Raw genomic sequence first — 26,989 nt, 5'->3', positions numbered from 1 at the left:
ATAACCGTTTAGTTATTGCTTCGTTACCCGTAAGGACTATAATAGTTTTTGAGTGTCTTATAATTTAAGACGATTTTGATCACCATCGTAGTTTTCGTATCGAGCTACACATTCTTTGATGATCTTTTTAGCTTCATCTGCGTCTCCCCAATCACCAACATCTACTTTTTTCTTTTCAAGATCTTTATAAACTTTAAAGAAATGTTCTATCTCTTTTATTAAGTGACCGTTTAATTCTTTAAGATCATTAAGTCTATTCCAAATAGGATCTGATACCGGTACACAGATAATTTTTTCATCTGGTCCTTTTTCATCTGCCATGTGAAATACACCAATAGGTTTTACTTCCATAACGATACCTGGGAATGTTGGTTCGCTTACAAGCACAAGTACATCCAATGGATCATCATCTAGTGCTAAAGTTTCTGGAATAAAACCATAATCTGCAGGATACATCATTGAAGAGAAAATCATCCTGTCGTAACGTACTTTTTTAAGTTGGAAATCGTATTCGTATTTATTTCGACTTCCTTTAGGAATTTCAATTAGTACATCAAAAGTTTCTGACATTTTATTTGTTTTTGTTGAACTTTATTAGATTTTCAAATATAGTGAATTCTTATCTTTAACAGTGTTACTTAAAAGTGAAAACCGAAATTTATAGTCACTCCAAATTGCCTTGCATCAGGATTATCCAAATAATTTCCGCGGAAATGAGCATCGATCCTAATGATCTTAAAAATATTTCCAACCCCAAGGCTATACTCCCAATATGGCTCATCATTAGGCGCTACTAAAGGTATCCCTGAAGCATTTAAGCGAATATTATCTTCTGAAATTTCACCCCAAACTCCTTTTATCCCAACGATCTCTCTTAAATTTAGATCCCGCAATAACGGAATTCTAGAAAATAAGCGGCCGTTAAAATTATGCTCAAAATGCGCTGCAACATAGGTATCTGTTACAAACTCGTAATAATCCAGTTGCGCAAATGTGTTGTATAACTGGAAATAAGTTTGATTCCCCGGCACAACACTTAATAAAGCCAATGGTACTTCACCGTAGGTTTTACCAGCTTCAAAACTAAGATTAGCTCGACCAAAACCACCAATCATTAAAGGCTGATTGTAAAAAAACTGTAGCTTTTTATAATCAAAATCACTTTCAAAAATATTGCTTACCCCCAATGTATAGTTCACAAACATGGTCGCATGATCATCTTCTACTTCTTCACGTTCTACACCATAACCTGCAGTTTTTCTTCCTGGTGTATACATAATAAGGTTTGATATCTCGGTTTGCTGCAATTCAGAGGATACCTGTGTTCTGGTTTCATCTGTATAAAAATCGAGACTAAAACCTTCAGAAGCGGCCTCGATCTCACGATAGGAACCACTTACTCTAAAGGTTAGATTTTCAACAGGTTCTATTTCTACGGCTAAAACCGATAGATTGATCGAACTTAAGCTATTATTAGAACTTGTACTTATTAATGCGGAAGATGCTAAGCTTCGCCCTAAAACATCTGTCGTATTGGTTAGGTTAGTACCCAACTGTTCTACATCCCTACGATTACCTGCAGAAACGATTAGTCGGTTATCCGGATCGAGCAAGACTTTCCCCTGAATACCATATTTAAATTTATTATCCTCGAAACCATAAGCGCCGTAACCTTCGATTCGCCATTTATCATGCTGTGAAAAATAGGTTCTACCACCAGCTCTAAGTCGGATCCCTTCTACATCATTAAATCCTACTGTAGAAAAAATAGGACCATAATCCCAGCCTTCAAAATCTAAATATCCGGTAGCAAGAGCGGTAGATACATTGTATAATCGCTTAAATTGTTTTACTGTTTTCAGCGTGTCAAGCATATCATAGACTCCGCGTTCGTCTCCGTTTAATTCTTCGAGCCTGTTTTCCTGCCAAAAATCATCTTCACGATTATAGACTTCTTCCCGGTAACGGTTTACTGTTTTATTATAAAACGATGACGGACGTTCGTTATCAAATTCATATTGGTCGTATAGGACGGTTCTTTTTCCGTAGATACCACGAGAATCTTCTTTCTCTTTTAAGGCAAAATCGGCTTGAAAAAAGTCTCTCTTCAGCAAAAAAACCGAGTCGTTTAAAACATCGAATTCCTGTTCTATATAAACACCTTTTACCCAGTTTAAATTGGCACCTTCAGACATTTCAAGATTAATATCTTTAATGGCCCAAGTAGTATCATTCACCCAAAAATCTCCTCGAAAGGTAAGTTCGTTTTCCCTACGTGGATAATACACAATATTATAGCAGTATTTATCGTCTACATAAGCACTATCGGCAAGTACATAATTGTAAACATTGATACCGGTTTTAGACAACGGACTCACAAAATTCTTATCAAAAAATCGTAAATAGTTATCGTAAACATCGATCTCGTCGTAAATATCCCGCACCGTAGAAATTAGCATTTGGTTATCGCTAAAACCAGAGTTTTTATTTCCTTTTAAATCGGTAAGTTCCTGGCCTGTGGTATTGTCACCATAAACCATACTAACGGATTCGTTTAGAAATACGGGCAGATACGTTTTTCCTGTGATTCGATTGGTATCCAAATCTTCAAAAATAAATTCCATCCCGTTAAAGATTCGGCTTTCAATAAGCGAACTATCGATAGTGTTTAGATCGAATTCTAATTTTTCATAGCGACGATAGGCATATTGGTCGAATTTCCGTACTCCATTGCCTCGTCTGTTTGCCCAGATCTTCCTAAGAATATCTATAGCAGGATTGTTCTTTTTGGAGGTTTCTCCTTTATATATTCTTACTTCTGAAAGTGATTCTGAAGCCGCGTATAGCGTCACCTTCAGATTATTTAGATCTTTATTCTGAAGACTTACATCCTTAGTTTGATAGCCTAAAAATGAAAAAGTAACTGAAGCATAATTTTTTTGAGAAGACAGCGAGAAATTCCCTTCTTCGTCTGTTGTGGTACCTTCACTAGAATCTGTAAAGATCACATTGGCAAAGGGAATTCCCACACCATTTTCATCTACAACAACACCGCTCACCTGGGTCTGTGCAAAGACCTTGAAGCAGCTAAAAATAAATAGGGTAGATAAGAGAAAGTACTTCATAAAGATAAACAAAAAACCCCTCATCTTTGAGGGGATGAGGGGTCAAATATAGTTTATCTGAATTACTTGTACATTACCTTTTTTACAGCTTTAACAACATCTTCACTATTAGGCAACCATTCTTTAAGAAGAACTGGAGAATAAGGAGCCGGAGTATCTGCTGTGTTTATTTTGATGATTGGTGCATCAAGAAAATCGAAAGCTTGTTCCTGTACCTGGTAAGTGATTTCTGTAGAAATGTTTCCAAATGGCCATGCTTCTTCAAGAATCACCAAACGGTTTGTTTTCTTTACAGACTCGATAATGGTAGCATGATCCATAGGACGAATAGTTCTAAGATCAATCACTTCCGCAGAAATTCCTTCTTTTTCTAACTCATCTGCAGCTTTGTAAGCTTCTTTAATGATCTTACCAAAAGAAACGATCGTTACATCTGTACCTTCACGTTTAATATCGGCTTTACCAATTTCGATTACATACTCTTCCTCTGGCACTTCACCTTTATCACCATACATTTGCTCACTTTCCATAAAGATAACAGGATCGTCATCTCTAATTGCTGATTTTAAAAGTCCTTTTGCATCGTAAGGATTAGAAGGAACGATTACTTTTAAACCAGGGCAGTTTGCATACCAGCTTTCAAAAGCCTGTGAGTGTGTTGCACCAAGCTGACCAGCAGAAGCTGTTGGCCCTCTAAATACGATAGGACAATTAAATTGCCCACCACTCATTTGGCGAATTTTAGCTGCGTTGTTTATAATTTGATCTATTCCAACAAGGGAAAAGTTAAAGGTCATGAACTCTATAATAGGACGGTTACCATTCATAGCACTACCAATACCTATCCCTGAGAATCCAAGCTCAGAAATTGGAGTATCGATAACTCGATCTGGTCCAAACTCGTCCAACATTCCTTTAGAAGCTTTATATGCACCGTTATATTCGGCTACTTCTTCACCCATTAAATAAATGGACTCATCTTTGCGCATTTCTTCGCTCATAGCCTGTTGAACGGCTTCCCTAAATTGAATTGTCTTCATTATAGTTCTTGATATTAATTTTTATGTCTTATAGGAACACAAAAATAGTAATTAGATAAAGTTTTTACCACATAAACCATTAAAAATTTACCTTCTAAAAAAACTTAAATAATTCACAGCACTACACAGCGACTATATCATCAAAAAACCAGCTATTTTATTATCAAAAGCGCATCAAAAACGTCGATTTTTAAGCTTAACGCAAATACTGAGCAAATTTTTATGATATTTTTATTATGCATGCATAGTATTTTCTAATTTATTTATGTAACTTCGTAAACATATCGTTTAATAAAAAAAGAACTACAAATATGAAGATATTAGTGTGTATTAGTCATGTTCCTGATACAACCTCAAAAATTAACTTTACCGAAGGTGACAGTAAGTTTGACACTAACGGAGTTCAATTTGTTATAAATCCCAATGATGAGTTTGGTTTAACCCGTGCTATGTGGTTTAAAGAAAAGCAGGGAGCCAGCGTAGATATTATTAATGTTGGTGGCCCAGAAACCGAGCCTACCTTGCGTAAGGCCCTGGCTATTGGCGCAGATACAGCTATTAGAATTAACACTATTCCTACAGATGGTTTTCAGGTAGCTAAAGAATTGGCAAAAGTTGCAGGTGAAGGAAATTACGACCTTATTATCTGCGGAAGAGAATCTATAGATTACAATGGCGGCATGGTACCTGGTTTACTTGCCGGGATGCTAAAAGCCAACTTTATAAATACCTGTATAGGTCTTGAGGTTGAAGGTGATAAAGCTACCGCTATTCGTGAAATCGATGGTGGTAAAGAAACTTTAACGGCAAGCCTTCCTTTAGTAATTGGTGGGCAAAAAGGAATCGTAGAAGAAAGTGACCTTAAAATACCTAATATGAGAGGTATCATGCAGGCGCGTAAAAAACCTTTAAATGTTGTAGAACCTAGTGGAGCTGAAGCTGCTACAAAAGCAGTGAAATTTGAAAAACCAGCGCCTAAAGGTGATGTTAAATTAATAGATCCAGAGAATTTGGATCAATTGATCGATCTATTGCATAATGAGGCTAAAGTTATTTAAAACTCAAGCTTATTTTATCGATTTTCAACAAAGGTTTTTAATCTAATTAAAATTTAAAGAATGTCAGTTTTAGTATATACAGAATCAGAAGATGGAAAATTTAAAAAAGGAGCGCTAGAGGCTGCTTCTTACGCAAAAGGTATCGCTGAAGCTATGAGCACCAGCCTTACCGCTATTGCTTTTAATGCTGAAGATACCAGTGAGCTTGGTAAATATGGTGTAGATAAGGTTTTAAGTGTAAGCAGCGATAAATTAAAGAACTTTAATGCTGAAGCTTATGCCGATGCGATTAAACAGGCTGCTGAAAAAGAATCTTCTAAAGTAGTGGTTTTAGACCAGTCTGCTAACGGAAAATATATCGCACCGCTTGTGGCCGTACAATTAGAAGCTGGTTATGCTTCAAACGTAGTTGCACTTCCAGAGAGTACTTCTCCATTTCAGGTAAAAAGAACAGCTTTCACAAATAAAGCTTTCAATTTTACTGAAATTTCTACGGATGTAAAAGTTGTAGGGCTTTCCAAAAATGCATTCGGACTTAAAGAAAGTGAAGGCGCAGCAGCTTCAGAAGCATTTGAACCTCAACTTTCAGCTGAAGATTTTACGGTAAACGTAGAATCTGTAGACAAAGCAAAAGATAAAGTTACAATTGCTGATGCAGAAGTTGTAGTTTCTGGTGGTCGTGGATTAAAAGGCCCAGAAAACTGGGGAATGATCGAAGAAATGGCAGATATTCTTGGTGCAGCGACAGCTTGCTCTAAACCAGTAAGTGATATGGGATGGAGACCGCACAGCGAACACGTTGGGCAAACTGGTAAACCAGTAGCCTCTAATCTTTATATTGCAGTAGGTATCTCTGGAGCGATACAGCATTTAGCAGGGATCAATGCTGCCAAAACGAAAGTGGTGATTAACAACGATCCAGAAGCACCTTTCTTTAAAGCTGCAGATTATGGAGTTGTTGGCGATGCATTTGAAATTGTTCCTAAGCTAAATGAAAAATTGAAGGAATTTAAGGCTAAAAATGCATAAATTTTATAACTTGTGCCCCTTAAAAGGGCTGTCTAAATTTGGTAAAATGCTCTATTTAGACAGCCTTTTTTAATTTATGGAATATGAGTTTAGTGCGTCTGAATATCAAAGGAATATCTTACAGTCAAACCCAAAATGGAGCATACGCTCTTATATTAAGTGAAGTTGGTGGTGATAGAAAATTACCCATTGTAATTGGTGCATTCGAAGCTCAATCCATAGCGATTGCGCTCGAAAAAGAAATACGCCCACCAAGACCGCTAACGCACGATCTATTCAAAAACTTTTCAGATCGATTCGATATCACAGTAAAACAGGTAATTATCCATAAACTTGTAGATGGTGTATTTTACTCCAGTCTTATATGTGAGAGAGATAAGATCGAAGAGATCATCGATGCCCGTACAAGCGATGCCATTGCATTAGCTTTAAGGTTTGATGCCCCAATCTTTACCTATAAAAATATCCTCGAAAAAGCCGGAATTTACCTTCAGGGTGAAGACCAGCAACAAAAAGAAAAAGAAGAAAACCAGGAAGAGATTATTTCTGAAGAGCTTCTAACAGACGATATTGAAATTTCTAAAGAAGATAATAACTATAAAAAGTTATCTTTAAGCGAACTGGAAAGTTTATTATCCCAGGCTGTTCAAAACGAAGATTACGAAAAAGCAGCCAGACTTAGAGACGAAATCTCTAAAAGACATTAATACCCCCTTTTAAAATATGAAGAGATTACTATGCCTTCTTTTTTTAATAATTTTTAGCTTCCCTTTACTGCAAGCGCAAAGCATTACGAAAAGCTGGAAGATCGAAACTAATGTAGACAGCATTTCTGGAGACATCTTTAAGCCAGAAAGTATACTCACTATAAACAAAGGAAGATTTAGCTTCTCTAAAGAAAATGATACTCTGGCTCGTGGTGACTATATGTATCAAAACGATATTCTGGTTCTTTTTTATACCAGGCCCAACAGAGCAATGGAAAACTACAGAGTCACCAAATTATCAGACTCTTCTATGGTGCTTAAAAGCGGTAAAAATGGCATCGATTTAAAAGCACATCAACCTAAGATCGCCGAAGTTATCCCGGCTAAAACCGCAAAAAAGATCATCCCTAATCAGGGAATTACAACTACAGGTATCTTACGCGGAATCTTAGGAATGTTCTCTCTTATACTTCTTGCATTTTTATTTAGTAGCAAGCGCAAAGCCATCAACTGGAAAACAGTAGGTATTGGTCTGGGGATGCAATTATTACTGGCATACGGAGTTTTAAAGATCGATTGGGTAAAATCTACCTTCGAATTTGTTGGTAAGATATTCGTGAAGATTCTCGAATTTACAGCCGCAGGTAGTGAATTCCTGCTTGGCGGACTAATGGACACGTCGAGTTTTGGATATATTTTCTTATTTCAGGTATTGCCAACCATTATTTTCTTTTCAGCATTAACTTCTATTCTTTTTTACTACGGAATTATACAGGTAGTAGTTAGAGGTTTTGCTATGGTTTTAACCAAGCTTCTTGGAATATCTGGAGCTGAAAGTTTAAACGTGGCCGGAAATATTTTCTTAGGCCAAACAGAAGCTCCTTTAATGATCAAAGCTTACTTAGAGCGTATGACGCGTTCTGAAATCTTATTGGTAATGATTGGTGGAATGGCAACTGTAGCAGGTGGAGTTTTAGCGGCATACATTGGCTTTTTAGGTGGTGACGACCCTGTTGCTCGATTAGAATTTGCCAAACATTTATTGGCAGCTTCTGTAATGGCAGCACCGGGAGCCATTGTAATTTCAAAAATACTATACCCGCAGCAGGAAAAAATTAATACTGATGTAGAGGTTTCTTCAGAAAAAATAGGATCTAACGTATTAGATGCGATCGCTATTGGTACTACTGAAGGTTTAAAACTTGCAGCCAACGTTGGTGCCATGCTATTAGTTTTTGTTGCTTTAATTGCAATGCTTAACTATGGTTTTGCAAAAATTGGTGAGTTCACTCATTTAAATGACTTTTTAGCAGCAAACACCCCATATCAAACATTTTCTATAGAAGCGGTTTTAGGTACTGTTTTCGCTCCATTAATGTGGCTTATTGGTGTTGCTAAAGAAGATATGATGCTAATGGGACAGTTACTGGGGATTAAACTGGCAGCAAGTGAATTTGTAGGATATATCCAGTTAGCAGAACTTAAAAACCCGGCGACTGCATTAAGCCTAACCTATCAAAAATCGATCATTATGGCAACTTATATGTTATGTGGATTTGCGAATTTTGCTTCGATAGGTATTCAGCTTGGAGGGATTGGTTCTTTAGCACCAGGACAGCGTAAAAACTTATCTGAATTTGGTATAAAAGCAGTAATAGGGGGAACTTTAGCTTCTTTACTTTCTGCAACAATCGCAGGTATGATTATTGGATAAAAAATATTGATCTTAGAAATAACAAAAAAGGTGTAGCTTAAACTGCTACACCTTTTTTTATGCATATCGAATCAAAGATTTAGAACATATTATCTATTTTAGCATTCAATTATTAGTATTCTAGATAAAAAAGGGCAGCAGAATTATGAAGCAATATCACGACTTATTACAACATATTTTAGATAACGGAGCTGAAAAAGGAGATCGCACCGGCACAGGAACTAAAAGTGTTTTTGGTTACCAGATGCGTTTCGATCTAAGCGCAGGCTTCCCTATGGTCACTACCAAAAAAGTGCATCTAAAATCGATAATCTACGAATTGCTTTGGTTTTTAAAAGGTGATACTAACGTTAAATATCTACAAGAAAACGGTGTTAGGATCTGGAACGAATGGGCCGATGAAAATGGCGATCTAGGACCGGTTTATGGTCACCAGTGGAGAAACTGGAATAGTGAAGAAATCGACCAGATTTCAGAAATTATAGAAACATTAAAGACCAATCCTAATAGCCGTAGAATGCTGGTTTCTGCGTGGAATCCTTCAGTAATGCCAAATACTTCGGTTTCATTTTCAGAAAATGTAGCCAACGGCAAAGCTGCGCTTCCACCCTGCCATGCATTTTTCCAATTCTATGTAGCAGATGGCAAATTAAGTTGCCAGTTATATCAACGTAGTGCCGATGTATTTTTAGGCGTTCCTTTTAATATTGCGTCTTATGCTTTGTTCACGATGATGATGGCCCAGGTTTGTGGGTACCAGCCGGGAGATTTTATTCATACTTTTGGTGATGTACATATTTACAGCAATCACATGGAACAAGTAAAACTTCAACTAAGTAGAACGCCAAAAGCGCTACCAACAATGAAGTTAAATCCTGAAATTACTAATATTTTTGATTTTTCCTTTGAAGATTTTAAATTAGAGGGTTACGATCCGCATCCAGCCATAAAAGGTAAAGTTGCGGTTTAAAAAATCTTTAATTTAAAATTTTAACAATCATGAAAAGCTTATTGCTAATAGCAAGTTTTGTATTTGGAAGTATCACCACTGTTTCGGCGCAGCAAACTTCGCCAGTTTGGCCGGGTTGTGAGGATAGCAAAAATGTAAAGACCTGCTTTAACAAGAAACTTAGCGAGCACGTTAGAGAAAATTACGAATATCCTAAAAATGACGCCGGCGAATATGTTCGTGGCGAAGTGACCATCAAGTTTGAAGTTGATGAAAAAGGCAAAGTGAATGTTTTAAATATCGAAGGTGACGAACCTTTGGTAAATAAAGCAGCCAAAAAAATGATTGAAAAAATGCCGAAGATGGAACCGGGAACACTTCAGGGAGAACCCGATGCGCGCGAATTCACCGTTCCGTTTAAATTCTAAAAATTATACCTGAAATTAGATAAAATCACCTTCAGTTTTTATGAAAAATCTACTACTTATTGTTTTCTTCCTTTTCAGCACTTTAGGTTTTGGACAGGAAGGCGTAAAAGCTGAAGGTAATACGGTTAAAGTTTCAGAAATTGCTGCGGTTTGGCCAGGTTGTGATTCCGCAGAAAACAAAGAAAATTGCTTTAGTCAAAAATTCCTGGAACTTGTAAAAACGACCTATAAATATCCCAGGAAAGATACTGGGGATTTTCTTCGAGGTAAAGCCACAATAAAAATGCATATCGATAAAAAAGGTGTGGTAAAGATCGATACGATCGAAACTGAAGAACCAAGGATTAAAGCAGCCTTAGAGAAAATGCTGACTAAACTCCCTAAAATGACTCCGGCAAAAAAGGCAGGAAAACCCATTTCCACAAAATACACGATACCGTTAGATCTTTAATTTTTTTTCATACATTTAAAGGTTTCATTTTCTGAAAACTACCAACCTCTAAATTATGAAAATCACTGCAATTCTTTTTTTGTTTTTCTTCCAGATATCAACATTAAGTAGCCAGGAAATGATATCCTGGCAAGAATTAGACACCAAGCCTATTATTGATAGTTGTAAACGCAAAACAGAGGATTGTACTCTTAAAAAGATAAAAGTTCACATACAACAGAATTTCAATACCAATATTCTTAGTGACACAATTGCAAAATTACCAATAAGTGCAAAGATTATTATTGACTCCTTTGGTGTTGTAAAATGGTCCAGATCTTTAACAGATAATAAAGAGATTTCTTCAGAAATAGAAAACCTGATAATGACGCTTCCAAAATTTACCGCGGGAATAAAAAATGGTCATCCTGTGAATACAATTTTAGATTTTAAAATGGATTTGAACAACTTCAAAAAGTTTCCTTCAGCATTAAGCACTAAGGATTATGATGTACCACCTTTACCTAAAAAATGTAAAACTACAGAAACACCAAAAAAATGCATCTCTGAATATTTCGCAAATTATATACTTCCAAGAGTAAATACCAGTTTACTGAAAGAAGAATCTTTCTCTGCTTCATTAAGTTTTGTGATTTCAGAAAATGGAGAAATTAACATCGCAAAATGTGTTGGAAAAGACGATAAATTGAATAGAAATATAGAGAATATAATCACAAAAATTAAAGACTTTATTCCGGCACAAAAAGATGGAAAAAATGTAGCGGTTACGTATCACTTGCCATTTTTTGGATATACCAATTAAATTCAACCCGCGAATAACGTTATTCACTTCGTTACGATCGATATTCCTTTTTTAACTTGGGATTAACGCAAACGAGAACTTATCGCCTCTAAAAAATTGTAAATTTGAGAGGAACGCACTAATCGCACACTTCTTTTTATGCTTTTACAATCTGAATTATTAGATTTTTTCAACGAAACGCGAGCACAATCTGAACTTATTTGTTCTTTTCTGGAAACCGAAGATTACGTGGTACAACCCATTGTAGATGTTTCTCCGCCTAAGTGGCATTTAGGACATACAACCTGGTTCTTTGAAGAATTTGTGCTAAAACCTTACAAAGGCGACTATCAGCTTTTTGATGATCATTCGGCTTATGTTTTTAATAGTTATTACGAAAGCGTAGGCGAAAAGGTGATACGTACAGATCGCGGAAATCTTTCGCGTCCAACCGTTGCATGGGTGTATAAGTACAGAAATTATGTTTCCAAAGCATTAAAGGATTTTATCGAATCTGAAGATTTAAGCTCTGAAATTCTGGAAGTGATCGAAATTGGCTGCCATCACGAAAAGCAACACCAGGAATTATTATATACCGATATAAAATACATTTTAGGAAACAATCCGCTTTTCCCCAAATACAACGACCAGTTTGAAGAAAACCCGATTCAGGATATTCCGCAGGAATGGATCGCCGTAGAAAAGGGGAATTATGATATTGGCCATAATAACACCGATTTTTGTTACGATAACGAACTTGGTCGCCACACCGTTTATTTAGCCGATTATCAAATTTCGAATAAACTGGTAACCAATAAGGAATATATCGAATTTATCGAAGCCGGTGGCTACAAAGATGTTTTACTTTGGCATGCTGAAGGCTGGGATTGGGTAAATACCAATCAAATTTCAGCACCTTCTTACTGGCACAACATCGATGGCGACTGGCATCAATTTACCCTGCAAGGCTTACAAAAATTAATTTTAGATGCGCCGCTAAGTCATATTAGCTATTATGAAGCCTTCGCTTTTGCACAATGGAAAGGTTTACGCTTGCCAACCGAGCAGGAATGGGAAGTTGCCAACAGCAAATTTAACTGGGGATCACGTTGGGAATGGACAGAAAGCGCTTACTCTCCATATCCCGGTTACAGCAAAGCTCCTGGCGCTTTAGGCGAATACAATGGTAAGTTTATGGTGAATCAAAAGGTGTTGCGTGGTGGCTCTATTGCTACTTCCAACAAACACACAAGACCAACTTATCGCAACTTTTTTCATGCCCCTTTACGCTGGCAATTCACAGGAATTCGCCTTGCAAAATAACCATCAACTTACACTATGAAATCTACACCAACTACCACAAAATATGAAACTGCTTTTGAAGAAGATGTTGCTAAAGGCCTAACCAGCTTTCCTAAATATCTACTTTCAAAATATATTTATGATGAAAAAGGAGATAAGCTCTTTCAGCAGATCATGAATATGCCAGAGTATTATTTAACCAATTGCGAACTTGGCATTCTTCAGCAACATACAGCTTCGATCGCCGATTCTTTCAATAGCGAAAAAGGCTTTGACCTAATTGAACTTGGCGCCGGCGACGGAAAAAAAACAAAAGTTTTACTGAAGCACCTGGTGGCAAAAAATTACGATTTTGATTATTTACCGGTCGATATTAGTCAGCATGTTTTAGACGAATTAGAAGAAGCTTTAAAAACTGAAATTCCCGGCGTAAACATAAAAACTCAGCAAGGAACTTACTTCAAAACCTTAGAGAAACTGGCCGATTATAACTCGCGCAAAAAAGTGATCATGGTTTTGGGTTCTAATATTGGGAATCTTTTACATGAAAAAGCGATCGATTTTTTAAAGAATATCTGCGAAGCGATGAGTGAAGAAGATATGTTATTTATGGGCTTCGATCAGAAAAAAGATCCGCAAATAATCCTGGATGCTTATAACGATCCCCACGGAATCACAGAAGCTTTCAATAAAAATCTTCTGGTAAGAATGAATAACGAGTTAGCAGCCGACTTTAATACCGATGATTTTAAACACTGGGAAACCTATAATCCTGAAACCGGTACGGCGGCGAGTTACCTGGTAAGCAAAAAAGAACAGCAGGTAAAAATCGACAAACTTGGCCTGGACATTCATTTTGATGCCTGGGAAACCATTCATACGGAAATTTCACAGAAATACGACGATAATATTGTGCAATGGCTAGCCAAAGAAGCTGGCTTAGAAGTTATTGAAGAATTTAGCGATTCGGAAAACTGCTACAAAAATTATATCTTTAGAAGGAAAGATCTTTAGATAAATAATTAATCAAAAATTATCGAAAATCAGTGATTATGAAAGCGATTTGGAAAAATACCGTGATTGCTGAAAGTGCAGATACTAAAAAAGTAGAGAGCAACTGCTATTTCCCGATGGAAAGTATTAAAAAAGAATACTTTAAAAACAGCAAAAAACAAACACGCTGTCCCTGGAAAGGTCTCGCATCCTATTTTACGTTAGAGGTTGATGGCGAGAAAAACGAAGATGCTGCCTGGTACTATCCGCAAGCCAGCCACGCTGCAAAACCTATTCAAAACTACGTAGCTTTTAAAAATGGCGTAGAGATTAAGGAGTGAGAATTAATAAATTCTTGAATTTCAGATAGCAGCTATCCTTTATAAGCTTTAAGTGCTTTTACCAGAATCTCCAGTTCTTCTTCGGTATTAAAATAGTGGAAACTCACACGTAAACCTTCACCTCGCTGCGAAACTATAATATCTTTTTCTCGTAAATACTGATATAATTTATCGTCACCTTTTATATTGAAAATCGATGAATGATCACCTCTTTTTACAACGGCATCTTCTAATAAATTCATTTCAGTAAAAAGCTTTTTTGCCTGACCTTTTAAAATATTCACCTGATCTTCTATCGTAGAAATACCGATGTTTTTGATCAATTTAAGGGCTTCACCTAAACTCCCATAGTTTAAAGTATCCTGGTGACCAGGTTCAAATTTACCCAGAAAATTGCCTTCGTGCGCCTTATACTTTCCTTGCAAAGAACCAAAACCCAAATGTTTTGGCGACACTTTCCCTTCGATATCTTTATTGAAAAGCATAAAACCATTACCGTAGCCGGCATTTAGCCATTTATAAGTGCTCGAGATTAGAACATCTATTCCGGTAGCATCAAAATCGAAAGCTTCAGTTCCTAAAAACTGTGTTCCGTCTGCAATAAAAATCACTTCAGGAAAATCTTTTTTTAGCTGAGTTAAAAAAGCGGTGCTTAGTTTAATTCCGTTGATATATTGCACGATACTAAACGCAAAAAACTCAGGTTGTTCTTTCGTTAAAGCTTCAACAATATTTTCTTCTAAAAACTCATTGATTTCAGCATAACAAATTTCAAAATCTCTGGATTCTACAGGCCAGTTGATCGACGGGTAATCATTTTTCAGCAACAACACCTTTTTAGGTTTTTCGATTCCTTCCAAAAGCGTATTAAAACCATAAGAAAAATTAGGCACCAGCCCTACCCTGTTTGGCGCACAATTAAAAGCTTCGCCAACTTCTTCACGAACGCTGGTTAAAAGTTCACTTTGTCCTTCTTTTAAAACACTTCCAGATATCAAAAAATCGAGATCGTGCTCCTGCCTGAATTCTAAAACTTTCTCGTGTAGCAAACCCGAAGCTGCTGTATTTAGGTAAGTATATCGGTCTAAAACGGGAAAGCCTTTTCTTAAATTACTCATAAGCCTTAAAGAATTCAGTTCTAAAAAATGTAAATTTGTTAATAGCACTAAAGTACCTTTATTTATGTTCTCTAAAAAGAAAAATACTTCTAAAGTAGATGCCGAACAGCGCGAATTGTACGAAAATGCCAGAAAAAGAACACTTCAGAAAAAAAGATTATTTCAGCATTTTATCGTATTCCTGGGCGCTTCGATCTTAGCTATCATTTTAAATGTTGTTATTGGTTTTAAAGAAGACGTACTAGTTTTAGGCTATAATTGGTTTGTTTGGGTGATCCTTATTTGGGGATTTATCTTTTTAATTCATTTCTTTAATGTGCTTTTAGTAAACACTTTTATGGGAAAAGAATGGCAGGCAAAACAGATCGATAAACTTGTTGCTAAGCAAAAAGAAAAGATTGCTAAATTACAGCAACAGGTAGAGAAAGATCATCCGCTACCTAATAAAAGTAATCAAAAAAACTTCCCAGAAAACAACGAAACTAACGAAAGATTTAAACCAATCTCTCCAGATAAACCAGACCAAAACAACAATCACTAACTTATGGTTACAATGATCGCGGCTGCGGCCGAAAATAATGCTCTTGGAAAAGAAAACGACCTTTTATGGCGATTACCAGATGATTTTAAACGTTTCAAAAAACTAACCAGTAATCACCCAATTATAATGGGCCGCAAAACCTTTGAAAGTTTTGATGGATTATTACCAAATCGTACTCATTTTGTGATCACCAGAAACGAAGATTACGATCCCGGCAAAGGAGTTTATGTTGTAAAAAGTTTATCACTGGCATTAAAGATCGCACAAGACCTGGATCCAAATCCGTTTATAATTGGTGGTGGTGAGATCTATAAAATGGGATTGGAAAGAACAGACAAGATCGAACTTACCCGTGTTCATGAAAGCTTTGATGATGCCGATACTTTTTTTCCTGAAATCGAAGAAAAGGAATGGAAGTTAACTGAAGAGGTTTTTCATGAAAAAGACGAGAAACATAAATACTCTTTTAGTTACCTTACGTATGAGCGTAAATGATGCCTACCAGCCACTTTTTAAAATAATTGAAGAAAAAAACAATCTAAAAATCAACAATATCACCTCGCTATCTGGCGGAGATATTAATGATGTTTTTTTGCTGAATACTACGGAAGGAAAGAAAGTGGTAAAAGTGAATAGCGCTACAAAATTCCCAGGAATGTTTGAAGCTGAAATGGCCGGAATGAAAGCTTTAAAAGCTACTGAAGCCATCGACGTCCCACAAATGATTGCTGTTTATACTGAAAGTGAATATTCCTGCCTTTTAATGGAACATCGAGAAACAGGTTCCAGATCATCAAATTTCTGGACAGTTTTTGGGAAGCAAATGGCCGACTTACATAAAAACTCGCAGCCGAAATTCGGTTTTTCTGAAGATAATTATATTGGTAGTCTACCCCAGCAAAATAAGGAGCACGAAAATATAATTGACTTTTATATTGAAGAGCGCTTAGAACCACAATTCAAACTAGCGAAAGAACAAGCTTATGGTTTAGGCAACACCAAAAAATTCTGTTCAGAATTATACAATCTTATCCCACAGGAAAAACCAGCTTTAATTCATGGTGATCTTTGGAACGGGAATTACCTTGTTAATGCTGAAGGAAGTCCCTGCCTAATCGATCCTGCCGTTGCTTATGCGCCACGAGAAATGGATCTTTCGATGATGAAACTTTTTAGCGGATTCGACTCGGTTTTATTTAACACCTACTTTGAAGAATTCCCCGTAGAAAAAGGTTTTGATGATCGCGTACCCATCTGGCAACTTTATTATTTACTTGTACATCTCAATTTATTTGGTACCGGCTATTTAGGTTCCTGCAAAAATATTATCGACCGCTACACCTAATTTCACAATTCTTAACAGCAAGCATTTCGTTTTTAGCAGTTTATTAGCGGCAAAGCTCTTAGCTGAATTGTATCTTCATATTAAATAAAAAAGACTATGAGCACAGAGAATTTAGAATACAGTGAAGCTAGAAAAAAAGTAAAATCTTTTGTTGAAGATATTAAAACCGGTATGCTGGTAACAAATATCGGTAGCAAGCCAGTAGATGCTATACCTATGACCACTAAAAAAGTAGATACCGAAGGTAACATTTGGTTTTTAAGCGGTCTAAACAGTGATCACAATGCCAATATTGTAAAAGATAGTGATGTTCAGCTTCTTTATAGTGATATTAAAGATTACGAATTCATTAGTATTTATGGCCAGGCATCTATAGTTACCAAAAGCGATATATTAGAAGACCTTTATAGTAGTGTAGATGATACCTGGTTTAAAGGAACAGATGATCCAAACCTTAGCGCAATTAAGGTGAATCCTGAAGAAGCTTATTACTGGGATACAAAATCTAACAAATATGTATCGCTATTTAAAATGGGCGTATCGGCCGTTACAGGAAATCAACAAGATATAGGAGAAAAAGGAAAATTAGACCTATAATATTAATAGTGTATTTGTCGAAAGGACCTCGCAGCTACTTTTTGTTGTGAGGTCTTTTTTATTCTTCCTATTTTTGCCATTATTCCGTTATTTTTTCTGCTGAAGAAAATGACGTAATTATTTATAATTTCGAGTTTCGAAGCCAATATTAGGATCGAAACAGCTATTAAAGCCCTTTTTTAGGGATAAAATTTAGAAAATGAAAGCATACGTTTTTCCCGGACAGGGAGCACAATTTTCAGGAATGGGAGCAGATCTATATGAAAAGTCTGCTGAAGCTAAAGAATTATTTGATAGAGCAAATGAAATTCTTGGCTTTTCTATAACCGAAACGATGTTTAGCGGATCTGCTGAAGATCTAAAACAAACTATGGTTACCCAGCCTGCAGTATTTTTGCACAGCGTGATTTTAAGTAAAGTTTTAGGAGCAGATTTTAAACCAGATATGGTTGCCGGGCATTCTTTAGGAGAATTTTCTGCTCTTGTAGCTAATAATACTTTAGAATTTGAAGACGCTCTAAAACTTGTTTCTCAACGTGCTTTAGCTATGCAAAAAGCCTGCGAGATCACGCCATCTACAATGGCTGCAGTCTTAGGATTAGAAGATGAGTTGGTTGAAGCTGTTTGTGCTGAAACTGAAGGAACTGTTGTTGCGGCCAATTATAACTGCCCAGGGCAATTAGTAATTTCTGGCGAAGTTGCAGCTGTAGAAAAAGCCTGCGAAGAATTAAAAGAAAGAGGAGCTAAACGTGCATTACTGCTTCCTGTTGGTGGAGCTTTCCATTCACCACTTATGGAACCGGCAAGAAAAGAACTGGCAGCAGCAATAGAAGCTACTAATTTCAAGAATCCTTCTTGTCCTATTTATCAAAATGTGAGTACTACTGCGGTAACAGATCCGGTTGAAATTCAGAAGAATTTGGTATTTCAATTAACAGCTCCGGTAAAATGGACGCAATCTGTGCAAAATATGATGAAAGATGGTGCTACAAGTTTTACTGAAGTTGGCCCAGGAAAAGTTTTACAAGGACTCGTAAAAAAAGTAGATCGTAAAATGGAAACTTCTTCCGCAGCGATTTAAATTATATCTTCATAAAAATTATAAAAGGTGAGCTTTTCAGCTCACCTTTTTTATTCCCTAAATTCACCCATTTGCTAAAACGTAACAGCAAAACACAAATTTTACCCGAAAATCGTAGCTTTTACCCACTGAATTTCAGACTACTAGAATTTACCTTCAATTTTTTAAGTATTTGAACTAAAACTTTCATCAAAATTATCCATTTCCACATAAAACCTCATCCCCTATAATTTTAAGAAATTCAAAGATCAACTTGATATATTAAGTTTAAAGTAATTTTTAACATAAAAAGGTGCTAGAAAAGTTTAAATTGATATTTATTAACCATTTATTAATATTTATTTGACTCCTATGCTATGTTTTTTATAATTTTTTAACACGCTAATTCAAAAACTCAAATATGAAAAGAAAACTACAAAGTTTTTTGACCTTACTGTTTTTGTTCTCCATTTGCAGCGTGTTCGCTCAGGATAGAACAATTTCAGGAACAATTACAGACGATCAGGGTATGCCGTTACCTGGTGTAAACGTCAGAATCAAAGGAACCGCAAGTGGTATCCAGTCAGATTTCGATGGAAACTATTCCATTCCAGCAGAAGAAGGTGATGTGATCGTATTTTCTTTTGTTGGATTAAAAACGGCAGAATATACGGTAGGTGATATTAATACCATCGATGTCGTTATGGAAGCCGACGAGTCGCAACTCGAAGAAGTGGTGGTAACCGCACTGGGGATCTCCAGAGAGAAAAAGTCATTAGGTTATGCGGTCTCCGAAGTGAGTAGCGAAGATCTGGAATCCAGAGCTGAAGGTGATGTTGGCCGACTTTTAAGTGGTAAGGCTTCAGGAGTGCAAATTACCCAACAAAGTGGGATCTCAGGATCTGGAACAAATATCATTATTAGAGGTTTAAGTTCTTTTAGTGGTAGTAACCAGCCCTTATTTATTGTAGATGGTGTTCCTTTTAGTAGCGATACAAACGCTCAGGGCGACTTCGTTGAAGGTAATAGTGGAGGAAGTAGATTCTTCGACCTTGATCCTAACAATATTGAAAGTGTAAACGTTTTAAAAGGACTTGCAGCTTCTACTCTTTACGGAACTCAGGGTCGAAACGGAGTAATTTTGATCACCACTAAAAACGGAAGCGGTGCTGCCAGTCGTAAAAAGCATGAAGTTACCGTAACTTCTTCTATCTTCTTTAATGAAGTAGCTTCGATTCCAGATTACACTATGAGCTATGGTGGTGGTTTCGATCAGGCTTTTGGATGGTTCTATAGTAACTGGGGACCAGGATTTGATGAAGCTGGAGTCGCCGGTTGGGGTGCAGATCCCGCGATCGATGAGAACGGAAATTTACCGCATCCTTATTCTACAGCAAGTTCTGGAACCGGGATCCCTCAGGCATTCCCAGAGTTTGCGGATACTCCTTATGCATGGCAGCCATACAATAGTGTAGAAGAATTTTTTAGAACAGGTGTTGTATCTAATACCAGTGTAAACTTCTCTGGAGCTTCAGATGATGGTAAAGTTACTTACAGCTTAAGCGGTGGTCATTTAGAAGACGAAGGTTTTACTCCTGAAAATAAGGTTATAAGAAATAACCTTGGGATTGGTGGTAAAGCTGAACTTGCAAATAATTTTACGATCAACGGTACCTTAAACTTTTCGCAAACAGATTTTAAATCACCTCCGGTTTCTGCAGGGGATGGTAATACTGTATTTGGCGGTGGTGGATCTTCTGTATTTTCAAACGTGTTCTTTACACCCAGAAATGTAGATTTGATGGGACTACCCTATCAAAATCCTTTAACGGGCGGAAGTGTTTATTATCGCCAGGCCAATGATATTCAGCACCCTTTATGGACAGTATATAACGCGAGTTCAGAACAGTTGACCAATCGTGTATATGGTAGCGCAGGTATTATGTATGATTTTACTGACAATCTAAACTTAACTTATAGATTAGGAATCGACCTTTATAATGAAGGTAACACCAGCTATCAAAACAGAGGCGGCTCTACGTCTAACACAAGAATTAGAAGTGGTTTCTATGATACCTGGAATAACTCGAATACCATTTGGGATCACAATATCACATTAAATGGAATGTATGATCTTTCAGAAAAACTTGGCCTTAATTTTAATCTGGGAGCAACTACCAGACGAACAATTTACGATCGACAGGGAGTTAGTAGTTCTAACCAGCAGGTTTTTGATGTCTTAAGACACTTCAATTTTATGCTGCAGGACGAAATTCAGTATTCCGAAGAAAGAAATATTGCAGGTCTTTATGGACAGGTAGAATTGGATTATGATGGCTTTTTGTACTTAACCATTAATGGACGTAATGACTGGGTATCTAATCTTTCTGAAGAAAATAGATCGATCTTTTATCCTGGAGTTAGTGCTTCGTTTTTACCAACTTCAGCATTTTCAGACCTTAGTGGTGATGCCTTAGGATTTTTAAAACTTAGAGCCGGTTTTGGTACTTCTGCAAACTTTCCTTCAGGATACCCAATTGCTAACAGATTATCATTAGATACACAACGTTGGCTTGATGATTCTGGAAACTTAATCGTTAGTAACACAACTAACAGTGTTTTAGGTAATCCAGATCTGGAACCCGAAACAATGACTGAAATTGAATTTGGAGTAGAATCGAACTGGTTTAATAATCATTTTACACTTAACGCATCTTATTTTAATAGAATTACAGAAAACCTTCTGGTAAATAGAAGCTTAGATGCATCTACGGGTTATACCAGTGTTCGAACTAATATTGGGGAAATTAATGTAGAAGGACTAGAAATTGAAGCCGGGCTGGATATCTTCAAAAATCCAGATCAAGGTGCTTTTAACTGGAGCATAAATGCAAACTTTAGTACTATAGAACCTACAGTTGAAGATCTGGGCCAGGATACTGATATCATTGTTTATTCAGGGTTCTCTAACCTTGGAAATGCTGCCATTCCAGATAAGCCTTTAGGAACTATAGTTGGATCTCGAATCTTAAGAGACGACGATGGAAATTTTGTTACCAATAGTCAGGGAGATTATGTTGTAGAATCTGGCCAGTTTGAAATTGGGGATCCCAACCCAGATTATACACTTAACGTGAGCAGTAGTATCTCCCTTAAAAATTTCAATTTTAATATTTTGGTAACTCATGTCTCTGGCGGTGATATTTACAGCCAAACGATCGCTACATTATTAGGAAGAGGACTAACTACAGATACAGATAACAGAATCAATCCTTTTATTCTACCGGGGGTAAATCAGGATACTGGCGAGCCAAACAATATTCAAATTAATAATTCACAGTATTATTTTGATAATATTCTATTTGGACCAGATGAGCTTCAGGTTTACGATGGTTCTGTAATAAGACTTCAGGAGGTATCTTTAGGATACTCTGTACCACAATCATTTTTAGAGAAAACACCTTTTGGCTCGCTTTCCCTAAAAGTATCTGGATATAACCTTTGGTATGATGCCTACAATACGCCAGATGGTATAAACTTCGATCCAAATGTTGCTGCCTTGGGAGTAGGAAATGGACAGGGATTTGATTTTTTAAGTGGACCAAGTTCGAAGAGATACGGAATTAGTATCACAGCTTCATTCTAAAAACTAAAACAATATGAAAAGTATACGTAAAATATTCGGATTGTTCGTCTTGGCAGGACTTTGCTTTTATTCCTGTGAAACGACCGACATGGATTTAACCGAAGACCCTAATTTTTTAACACCAGAGCAAGCCGACGTTGATTTCTATCTAAACGCAATCGAAAGATCTTATGTAAGCCTAATGCAAAACTTTGGGAATTACGGCGCGCAGGTAACAAGGATAGAATACATGGGAAGTCGTAATTATTTAAATGCTTATTCGCCTACCGCTTTTGATGATGAATGGGATTTAGCTTATCGCCAGATTCTGGCAGATGTAGAAGCCATGACTCCAATTGCACAGGAAAACGAACAATTTCATCATATCGCAATAGCTCAGCTTCTTTCTGCTAATGTTTTGATTACACTGGTAGACTATTTTGGAGACATTCCTTATTCTGAAGCTTTAATGGGCGACGAAGGAAACTTTAATCCAGCTGTAGATGATGGTGCAGCGGTTTATGCCGCAGCAGAATCATTAATAGATGAAGCGATAGCTAATTTTAATATGGAGGCAGCCGCAGAACCAGATTATGATCCTTTTTATGAAGGAGATTATGAGAATTGGATAAAACTTGCAAATACTTTAAAAATGAAGATCTATGTTCAGACGAGATTAGTAGATGATTCAGCTTTAAGTAATTTTAACCAGATCGTTGCTTCTGGAGATTTTATTAGTAGTACAGATGAAGATTTTCAATTTAGATATGGTACTAACGAAAATCAGCCTGATACAAGAAACGGAAGATATGCAGGCAACTACACTCCAACAGGAGCCGGAAGCTATCTATCCAATTGGCTAATGGGAACCATGTTAGAAGACAGTGACCCAAGAATTCGTTATTATTTCTATCGCCAGGTCGATGCTGTTCCTGGAGAGGAAGTAGATCCTAATGAACAAACTTTAACTTGTTCTATGGAAAGTGCTCCGCAACACTATATCGATGGTGGCTACACATTCTGTAGTTTACCCAGTGGATATTGGGGTAGAGATCATGGAGATAATGATGGTACTCCGGGAGACGGTTTTTTAAGGTCTACTTACGGAATTTATCCAGCAGGCGGAATGTTTGACGACAGTAGATTTGCACCAGTTTCACAAGGCGCAGGAGCTGCAGGAGCTGGAATTACACCACTAATGTTAGCTTCATGGGTAGATTTTATGAGAGCTGAAATGGCTATGGCAGAAGGAGACGAAACTGCTGCACAGGAATTTGTAATTAGTGGAACTCAAAAATCTATTGCTAAAGTTCAGTCTTTTGGAGCGCTAGATCCAGATGCAGATTTAAGCTACGCTCCTTCAGAAGAGCAGGTAGACAGTTTTCTATCTCAGCTAGAAACAGAATTTAGCAGTGCAAGCATAGAAGAGAAATGGAATGTTTTGGCTGAAGAATTTTGGATCGCATCTTTTGGAAACGGTACATTAAACTACAACTTTTATCGTAGAACTGGATACCCAACTACGCTTCAGCCAAATAGAGAGCCAAACCCAGGAGGTTTTATAAGATCGTTTAGATATCCTGCAAACTTTGTAAATAACAACTCTTCTGTATCACAGAAACAGGAAGTTACCACGACAGTTTTTTGGGACACTAATCCGGCATCTCCTTCATTTCCTGAGTCGAACTAAATAAAAAAACTATGATGAAAAAACATATAAAATATATCATGCCGTTTTTTGCCTTCTTGCTGCTGCTTGGTTGTACAGAAGAAGACAATACCGTAGACAAGGTATTTCAGGATACCGTTTATGGGGCAATACTTAGAACAACAGAAACTATAAGCGCATCTTACAATGCTTTTGATCCTACCTCTATTTTTTCGATCATGTTAGAAGAACAGGACGAGGAAATGGGAGATCTGCTGGAGTCTGTAGATGTTTACATCTCTTTTGAAGACAACCAGGGAGATGCTGTGGATAATAGTACAAGTGAAACATTATTAGTTAATATACCAGCATCTGAATTTACCACCGGAGATAATGGTTTACCTGTTGTTTCTTTTGAAAGATCTTTAGCTGAAGCTGCCAGCGCAGCCGGACTTTCTGAAAGTGATTATAGTGGTGGTGATCGTTTTATCTATCGTATGGTTCTAAATTTAACCGATGGCAGATCGTACACCAATACCGATTATGGCGGAACCGTATCGAGCAGTTCGTTCTTTAGATCTCCATTAATTTACTACGTTGGGGTAAACTGTACTCCGCTTACTCCGGTTTCTGGAACCTACAATGTAGACCTACAGGATAGTTACGGTGATGGTTGGAACGGCGCTTCCATTTCGGTTACCATAGACGGCGTTACAGAAGATTACACTTTAGATTCTGGTTCTGCCGGATCATTTTCTGTGACCGTACCAGAAGATACAGAGGAGTTATCCTTCGTATTCAATTCAGGTGATTGGGATAGCGAAATAACATTTCAGATCTACGCACCAAATGGTGACTTGGCTTCAGAACAAGGCCCCAGTCCTGGGGTTGGTGAGATTCCTTTGAGCATCTGTCCAGATTAATACAAAAGTTTGTATTAGCTTTAAAGGCTGCCATAATAATTTCAGGCAGCCTTTTCTTCTCTAATTTCTTTACGATGAAAAATTTAAAACTCAGTCTTTGTTGTTTTCTCGTGATGATCTTCACTGCAAACTATGCACAGATCACCCCCCCTAAGCCAGAAAATTTTAAATCGATCACAGATGGTGGTACCGGAAGCCAACCTATCCTAAATACCATAATGCACGATCTGTTAGACAACAAAAATGCATATAATTCCAATCTTAAAACCATAGGATCTCCTTATTTAGATGAAAGCTACAAGATTGCAACCGTATATTACCAAGGAGAATTACAGGAGAACTTCTACGTTCGGCATAACATTTTAAATGATGAAATTGAATTAAAACAAACTATTTTACCTGAAGAACAACCAAAAGCACTAATTAGAAATAAGAATATCAAGTTGATCTTTGAGGATGGCAAAGAAATTTATTTCAGAAAATATAAACCTAAAAAAGAGAATGCAGTAAATGGTTTTGTGTACGCTATTAATGATTCTGCCACTTACAATGCTTACAAAGTGATTAACGCAAAATTTTCTGAAGGTCATGCCGCCACAAGCTCTATGGTAAAAGAAGTACCGAATCGTTTTTCACATTTCAGTATTTATTATTATTCTTCAAAGCCAGAAGAAATCTTACAACCGCTACCTTCAAATTATAAAAAATTCGTCAAAATTTTAGAACCTGAACTTCAGGAAAAATTAAGGGGCTATATCAAGGAAAACAGTTTGAATCTTAAAGAAGATGATGAGATTAAATCGATTTTCGATTATTTAAACGACAATTTATAATAATCGATATTAAAGTAAAGTACCTTGTGGCAAGCCCAAATAGCCTTCGTTGGAGATCAATTTTTAATTTCGAGAAAAGCCTCGGGGTAGTACATCCTTTGGCGGTGCCAATAAAAAAGCCATGAAACTAAATAATTTCACGGCTTCTCAATATTTTCAATCTTTCAGGTCTCCTAGAAACTATCCATTCACAAACTCGATAAGAGTTTTGGTAATAAATGCAATCTGCTCTTCATCCAGTTCGGTATGCATAGGTAAAGAAATTACCTCTTTCACCAATTGATTGGTTACTTCAAAATCTGCTTCATTGTAGCGCTCGTCTGTATAAGCTTTTTGTTTATGAAGCGGAATTGGATAATACACTCCACACGGAATATCATTTTCCTGAAAATGCTTCACTAAAGCATCTCTTTTTCCGTTAGTGATTCTTAGCGTATATTGATGAAAAACATGAGTGTCGTCTTTACCAATGCGAACCGGAGTAATTATATTTTCCTGTCCTTTTAAAGCTGCATCGTAAAGATCTGCTGATTTTCTACGAGCCGTATTATAAGTATCTAATTTTGGTAATTTTGCTCTTAAAACTGCTGCCTGCAAACTATCCAATCTAGAGTTTACCCCAACTACATCATGGTGATAACGCTCGTACATTCCGTGGTTTACAACGCCACGAATGGTATGCGCCAATTCATCATCATTAGTAAAGATTGCTCCTCCATCACCATAACACCCTAAGTTTTTAGATGGAAAAAATGAGGTGGCTCCAATATGGCCAATAGTTCCGGTTTTGTGAGTTTTCCCGTTTTTATCGTGGTAATTTCCGCCAATCGCCTGTGCATTATCTTCAATTACATAAAGATTATTTGCTTCAGCAATTTCCATGATCGCATCCATATTTGCCGATTGTCCAAATAAATGTACCGGCACAATTGCTTTGGTTTTTGGCGTAATTGCCGACTTAATTTTTTCAGGATCGATATTAAAAGTTTCTGGTTCTACATCAATTAAAACCGGTGTTAATCCTAACAAAGCAATAACCTCTACAGTAGCAGCGAAAGTAAAATCTACGGTAATAACCTCGTCACCAGGTTTTAAACCTAACCCCATCATGGCAATTTGCAAAGCATCTGTCCCATTCCCACAAGGGATTACGTGTTTTACACCAAGATATGCTTCTAATTCCTTTTGAAAATTCTGAACTTCAGGTCCGTTTATAAAAGCTGTGGAGGTTATCACCTCATCAAAAGAAGTACTAATTTGATCTTTTATTCCTTCATATTGACCTTTAAGGTCAACCATCTGTATCTTTCTCATTTGTTTTTTCTTGTGGAATCAAAATTACGAAATATAGCAGCTATTGCCATACATTTTTATTGAAACC

General features: G+C 36.9%; 25 protein-coding genes. 20 read left to right on the top strand and 5 right to left on the bottom strand.

The window, feature by feature from the left end:
• Positions 1 to 57: 57 nt before the first annotated feature.
• The 3 genes from INR75_RS08060 to INR75_RS08050 all read right to left on the bottom strand — a co-directional run bounded on the left by INR75_RS08060 (position 58) and on the right by INR75_RS08050 (position 4,165).
• A complete protein-coding gene (locus INR75_RS08060) occupies positions 58 to 570 on the bottom strand; it encodes an inorganic diphosphatase (RefSeq protein WP_223091476.1) in 513 nt (170 codons plus the stop codon).
• Positions 571 to 638: 68 nt separating this feature from the next.
• Positions 639 to 3,125: a DUF5686 family protein gene (locus tag INR75_RS08055; RefSeq protein WP_223091475.1), complete on the bottom strand. Its 2,487-nt coding sequence runs from the start codon at positions 3,123 to 3,125 to the stop codon at positions 639 to 641.
• A 62-nt stretch (positions 3,126 to 3,187) separates the two neighbouring features.
• Positions 3,188 to 4,165 carry a pyruvate dehydrogenase complex E1 component subunit beta gene (locus INR75_RS08050; RefSeq protein WP_092540363.1) on the bottom strand — a complete coding sequence of 326 codons (978 nt, stop codon included), beginning with the start codon at positions 4,163 to 4,165 and terminating at the stop codon, positions 3,188 to 3,190.
• A gap of 311 nt (positions 4,166 to 4,476) precedes the next feature.
• Between INR75_RS08050 and INR75_RS08045 the strand changes: the two genes are divergently transcribed.
• The 11 genes from INR75_RS08045 to INR75_RS07995 all read left to right on the top strand — a co-directional run bounded on the left by INR75_RS08045 (position 4,477) and on the right by INR75_RS07995 (position 13,918).
• A complete protein-coding gene (locus INR75_RS08045; protein ID WP_223091474.1) occupies positions 4,477 to 5,223 on the top strand; it encodes an electron transfer flavoprotein subunit beta/FixA family protein in 747 nt (248 codons plus the stop codon).
• A 60-nt stretch (positions 5,224 to 5,283) separates the two neighbouring features.
• Positions 5,284 to 6,252, top strand: a complete 969-nt coding sequence (locus INR75_RS08040; protein WP_223091473.1) for an electron transfer flavoprotein subunit alpha/FixB family protein — start codon at positions 5,284 to 5,286, stop codon at positions 6,250 to 6,252.
• Between the two features lie 83 nt (positions 6,253 to 6,335).
• Positions 6,336 to 6,959 (top strand): bifunctional nuclease family protein, encoded by a 624-nt coding sequence (locus tag INR75_RS08035; protein WP_084839689.1) that lies wholly within the window; start codon positions 6,336 to 6,338, stop codon positions 6,957 to 6,959.
• A 16-nt stretch (positions 6,960 to 6,975) separates the two neighbouring features.
• Positions 6,976 to 8,673 (top strand): NupC/NupG family nucleoside CNT transporter, encoded by a 1,698-nt coding sequence (locus tag INR75_RS08030; RefSeq protein ID WP_223091472.1) that lies wholly within the window; start codon positions 6,976 to 6,978, stop codon positions 8,671 to 8,673.
• 145 nt (positions 8,674 to 8,818) lie between these two features.
• Positions 8,819 to 9,643, top strand: coding sequence for a thymidylate synthase (locus INR75_RS08025; protein WP_092540359.1), 825 nt, complete (start codon positions 8,819 to 8,821; stop codon positions 9,641 to 9,643).
• A 29-nt stretch (positions 9,644 to 9,672) separates the two neighbouring features.
• Positions 9,673 to 10,050, top strand: coding sequence for an energy transducer TonB (locus INR75_RS08020; RefSeq protein ID WP_223091471.1), 378 nt, complete (start codon positions 9,673 to 9,675; stop codon positions 10,048 to 10,050).
• A 40-nt stretch (positions 10,051 to 10,090) separates the two neighbouring features.
• A complete protein-coding gene (locus INR75_RS08015; protein ID WP_223091470.1) occupies positions 10,091 to 10,501 on the top strand; it encodes an energy transducer TonB in 411 nt (136 codons plus the stop codon).
• 55 nt (positions 10,502 to 10,556) lie between these two features.
• Complete coding sequence (locus INR75_RS08010) at positions 10,557 to 11,303, top strand: energy transducer TonB (protein ID WP_223091469.1); 747 nt, start codon at positions 10,557 to 10,559, stop codon at positions 11,301 to 11,303.
• A 138-nt stretch (positions 11,304 to 11,441) separates the two neighbouring features.
• Complete coding sequence (gene egtB / locus INR75_RS08005) at positions 11,442 to 12,605, top strand: ergothioneine biosynthesis protein EgtB (protein WP_223091468.1); 1,164 nt, start codon at positions 11,442 to 11,444, stop codon at positions 12,603 to 12,605.
• Positions 12,606 to 12,620: 15 nt separating this feature from the next.
• Entirely contained in the window at positions 12,621 to 13,598 is a 978-nt protein-coding gene (locus INR75_RS08000; protein WP_223091467.1) for an L-histidine N(alpha)-methyltransferase, read from the top strand.
• A gap of 38 nt (positions 13,599 to 13,636) precedes the next feature.
• On the top strand, positions 13,637 to 13,918 hold the full coding sequence (locus tag INR75_RS07995) for a DUF427 domain-containing protein (protein WP_175486987.1): 282 nt from the start codon (positions 13,637 to 13,639) through the stop codon (positions 13,916 to 13,918).
• 32 nt (positions 13,919 to 13,950) lie between these two features.
• Here the strand turns inward: INR75_RS07995 and INR75_RS07990 are convergent, their stop codons facing one another.
• Complete coding sequence (locus tag INR75_RS07990) at positions 13,951 to 15,036, bottom strand: aminotransferase class V-fold PLP-dependent enzyme (protein WP_223091466.1); 1,086 nt, start codon at positions 15,034 to 15,036, stop codon at positions 13,951 to 13,953.
• Between the two features lie 64 nt (positions 15,037 to 15,100).
• On the opposite strand from INR75_RS07990, the gene INR75_RS20440 reads away from it, so the two are divergent.
• The 9 genes from INR75_RS20440 to INR75_RS07950 all read left to right on the top strand — a co-directional run bounded on the left by INR75_RS20440 (position 15,101) and on the right by INR75_RS07950 (position 25,608).
• Complete coding sequence (locus INR75_RS20440; RefSeq protein ID WP_255584673.1) at positions 15,101 to 15,577, top strand: 2TM domain-containing protein; 477 nt, start codon at positions 15,101 to 15,103, stop codon at positions 15,575 to 15,577.
• 3 nt (positions 15,578 to 15,580) lie between these two features.
• Positions 15,581 to 16,072 carry a dihydrofolate reductase gene (locus INR75_RS20435; RefSeq protein WP_255584672.1) on the top strand — a complete coding sequence of 164 codons (492 nt, stop codon included), beginning with the start codon at positions 15,581 to 15,583 and terminating at the stop codon, positions 16,070 to 16,072.
• On the top strand, positions 16,014 to 16,922 hold the full coding sequence (locus INR75_RS07980; RefSeq protein WP_255584671.1) for a fructosamine kinase family protein: 909 nt from the start codon (positions 16,014 to 16,016) through the stop codon (positions 16,920 to 16,922). Before INR75_RS20435 ends, INR75_RS07980 begins: the two co-directional genes overlap by 59 nt.
• 96 nt (positions 16,923 to 17,018) lie before the next feature.
• Complete coding sequence (locus INR75_RS07975) at positions 17,019 to 17,519, top strand: pyridoxamine 5'-phosphate oxidase family protein (protein ID WP_223091464.1); 501 nt, start codon at positions 17,019 to 17,021, stop codon at positions 17,517 to 17,519.
• Between the two features lie 199 nt (positions 17,520 to 17,718).
• Positions 17,719 to 18,600, top strand: a complete 882-nt coding sequence (fabD, locus tag INR75_RS07970; protein WP_223091463.1) for an ACP S-malonyltransferase — start codon at positions 17,719 to 17,721, stop codon at positions 18,598 to 18,600.
• Between the two features lie 400 nt (positions 18,601 to 19,000).
• Positions 19,001 to 22,225 carry a SusC/RagA family TonB-linked outer membrane protein gene (locus INR75_RS07965; RefSeq protein ID WP_223091462.1) on the top strand — a complete coding sequence of 1,075 codons (3,225 nt, stop codon included), beginning with the start codon at positions 19,001 to 19,003 and terminating at the stop codon, positions 22,223 to 22,225.
• 13 nt (positions 22,226 to 22,238) lie between these two features.
• Positions 22,239 to 23,894 (top strand): SusD/RagB family nutrient-binding outer membrane lipoprotein, encoded by a 1,656-nt coding sequence (locus tag INR75_RS07960; RefSeq protein ID WP_223091461.1) that lies wholly within the window; start codon positions 22,239 to 22,241, stop codon positions 23,892 to 23,894.
• 11 nt (positions 23,895 to 23,905) lie between these two features.
• Positions 23,906 to 24,775 (top strand): hypothetical protein, encoded by an 870-nt coding sequence (locus INR75_RS07955; protein WP_223091460.1) that lies wholly within the window; start codon positions 23,906 to 23,908, stop codon positions 24,773 to 24,775.
• A gap of 74 nt (positions 24,776 to 24,849) precedes the next feature.
• The gene (locus INR75_RS07950; RefSeq protein ID WP_223091459.1) at positions 24,850 to 25,608 is read left to right on the top strand and encodes a hypothetical protein; all 759 of its coding nucleotides are present in this window, start codon (positions 24,850 to 24,852) and stop codon (positions 25,606 to 25,608) included.
• Positions 25,609 to 25,788: 180 nt separating this feature from the next.
• On the opposite strand, the gene INR75_RS07945 is transcribed toward INR75_RS07950, so the two are convergent.
• The gene (locus tag INR75_RS07945; protein ID WP_223091458.1) at positions 25,789 to 26,922 is read right to left on the bottom strand and encodes a DegT/DnrJ/EryC1/StrS aminotransferase family protein; all 1,134 of its coding nucleotides are present in this window, start codon (positions 26,920 to 26,922) and stop codon (positions 25,789 to 25,791) included.
• Positions 26,923 to 26,989 lie beyond the last annotated feature (67 nt).

The sequence above is a fragment of the Zunongwangia sp. SCSIO 43204 genome, assembly GCF_019904275.1.
Classification (GTDB): Bacteria; Bacteroidota; Bacteroidia; order Flavobacteriales; family Flavobacteriaceae; genus Zunongwangia; species Zunongwangia mangrovi.
Note: the sequence above shows the minus strand (reverse complement) of the source record. Positions and strands in the feature narration are given on the sequence as shown.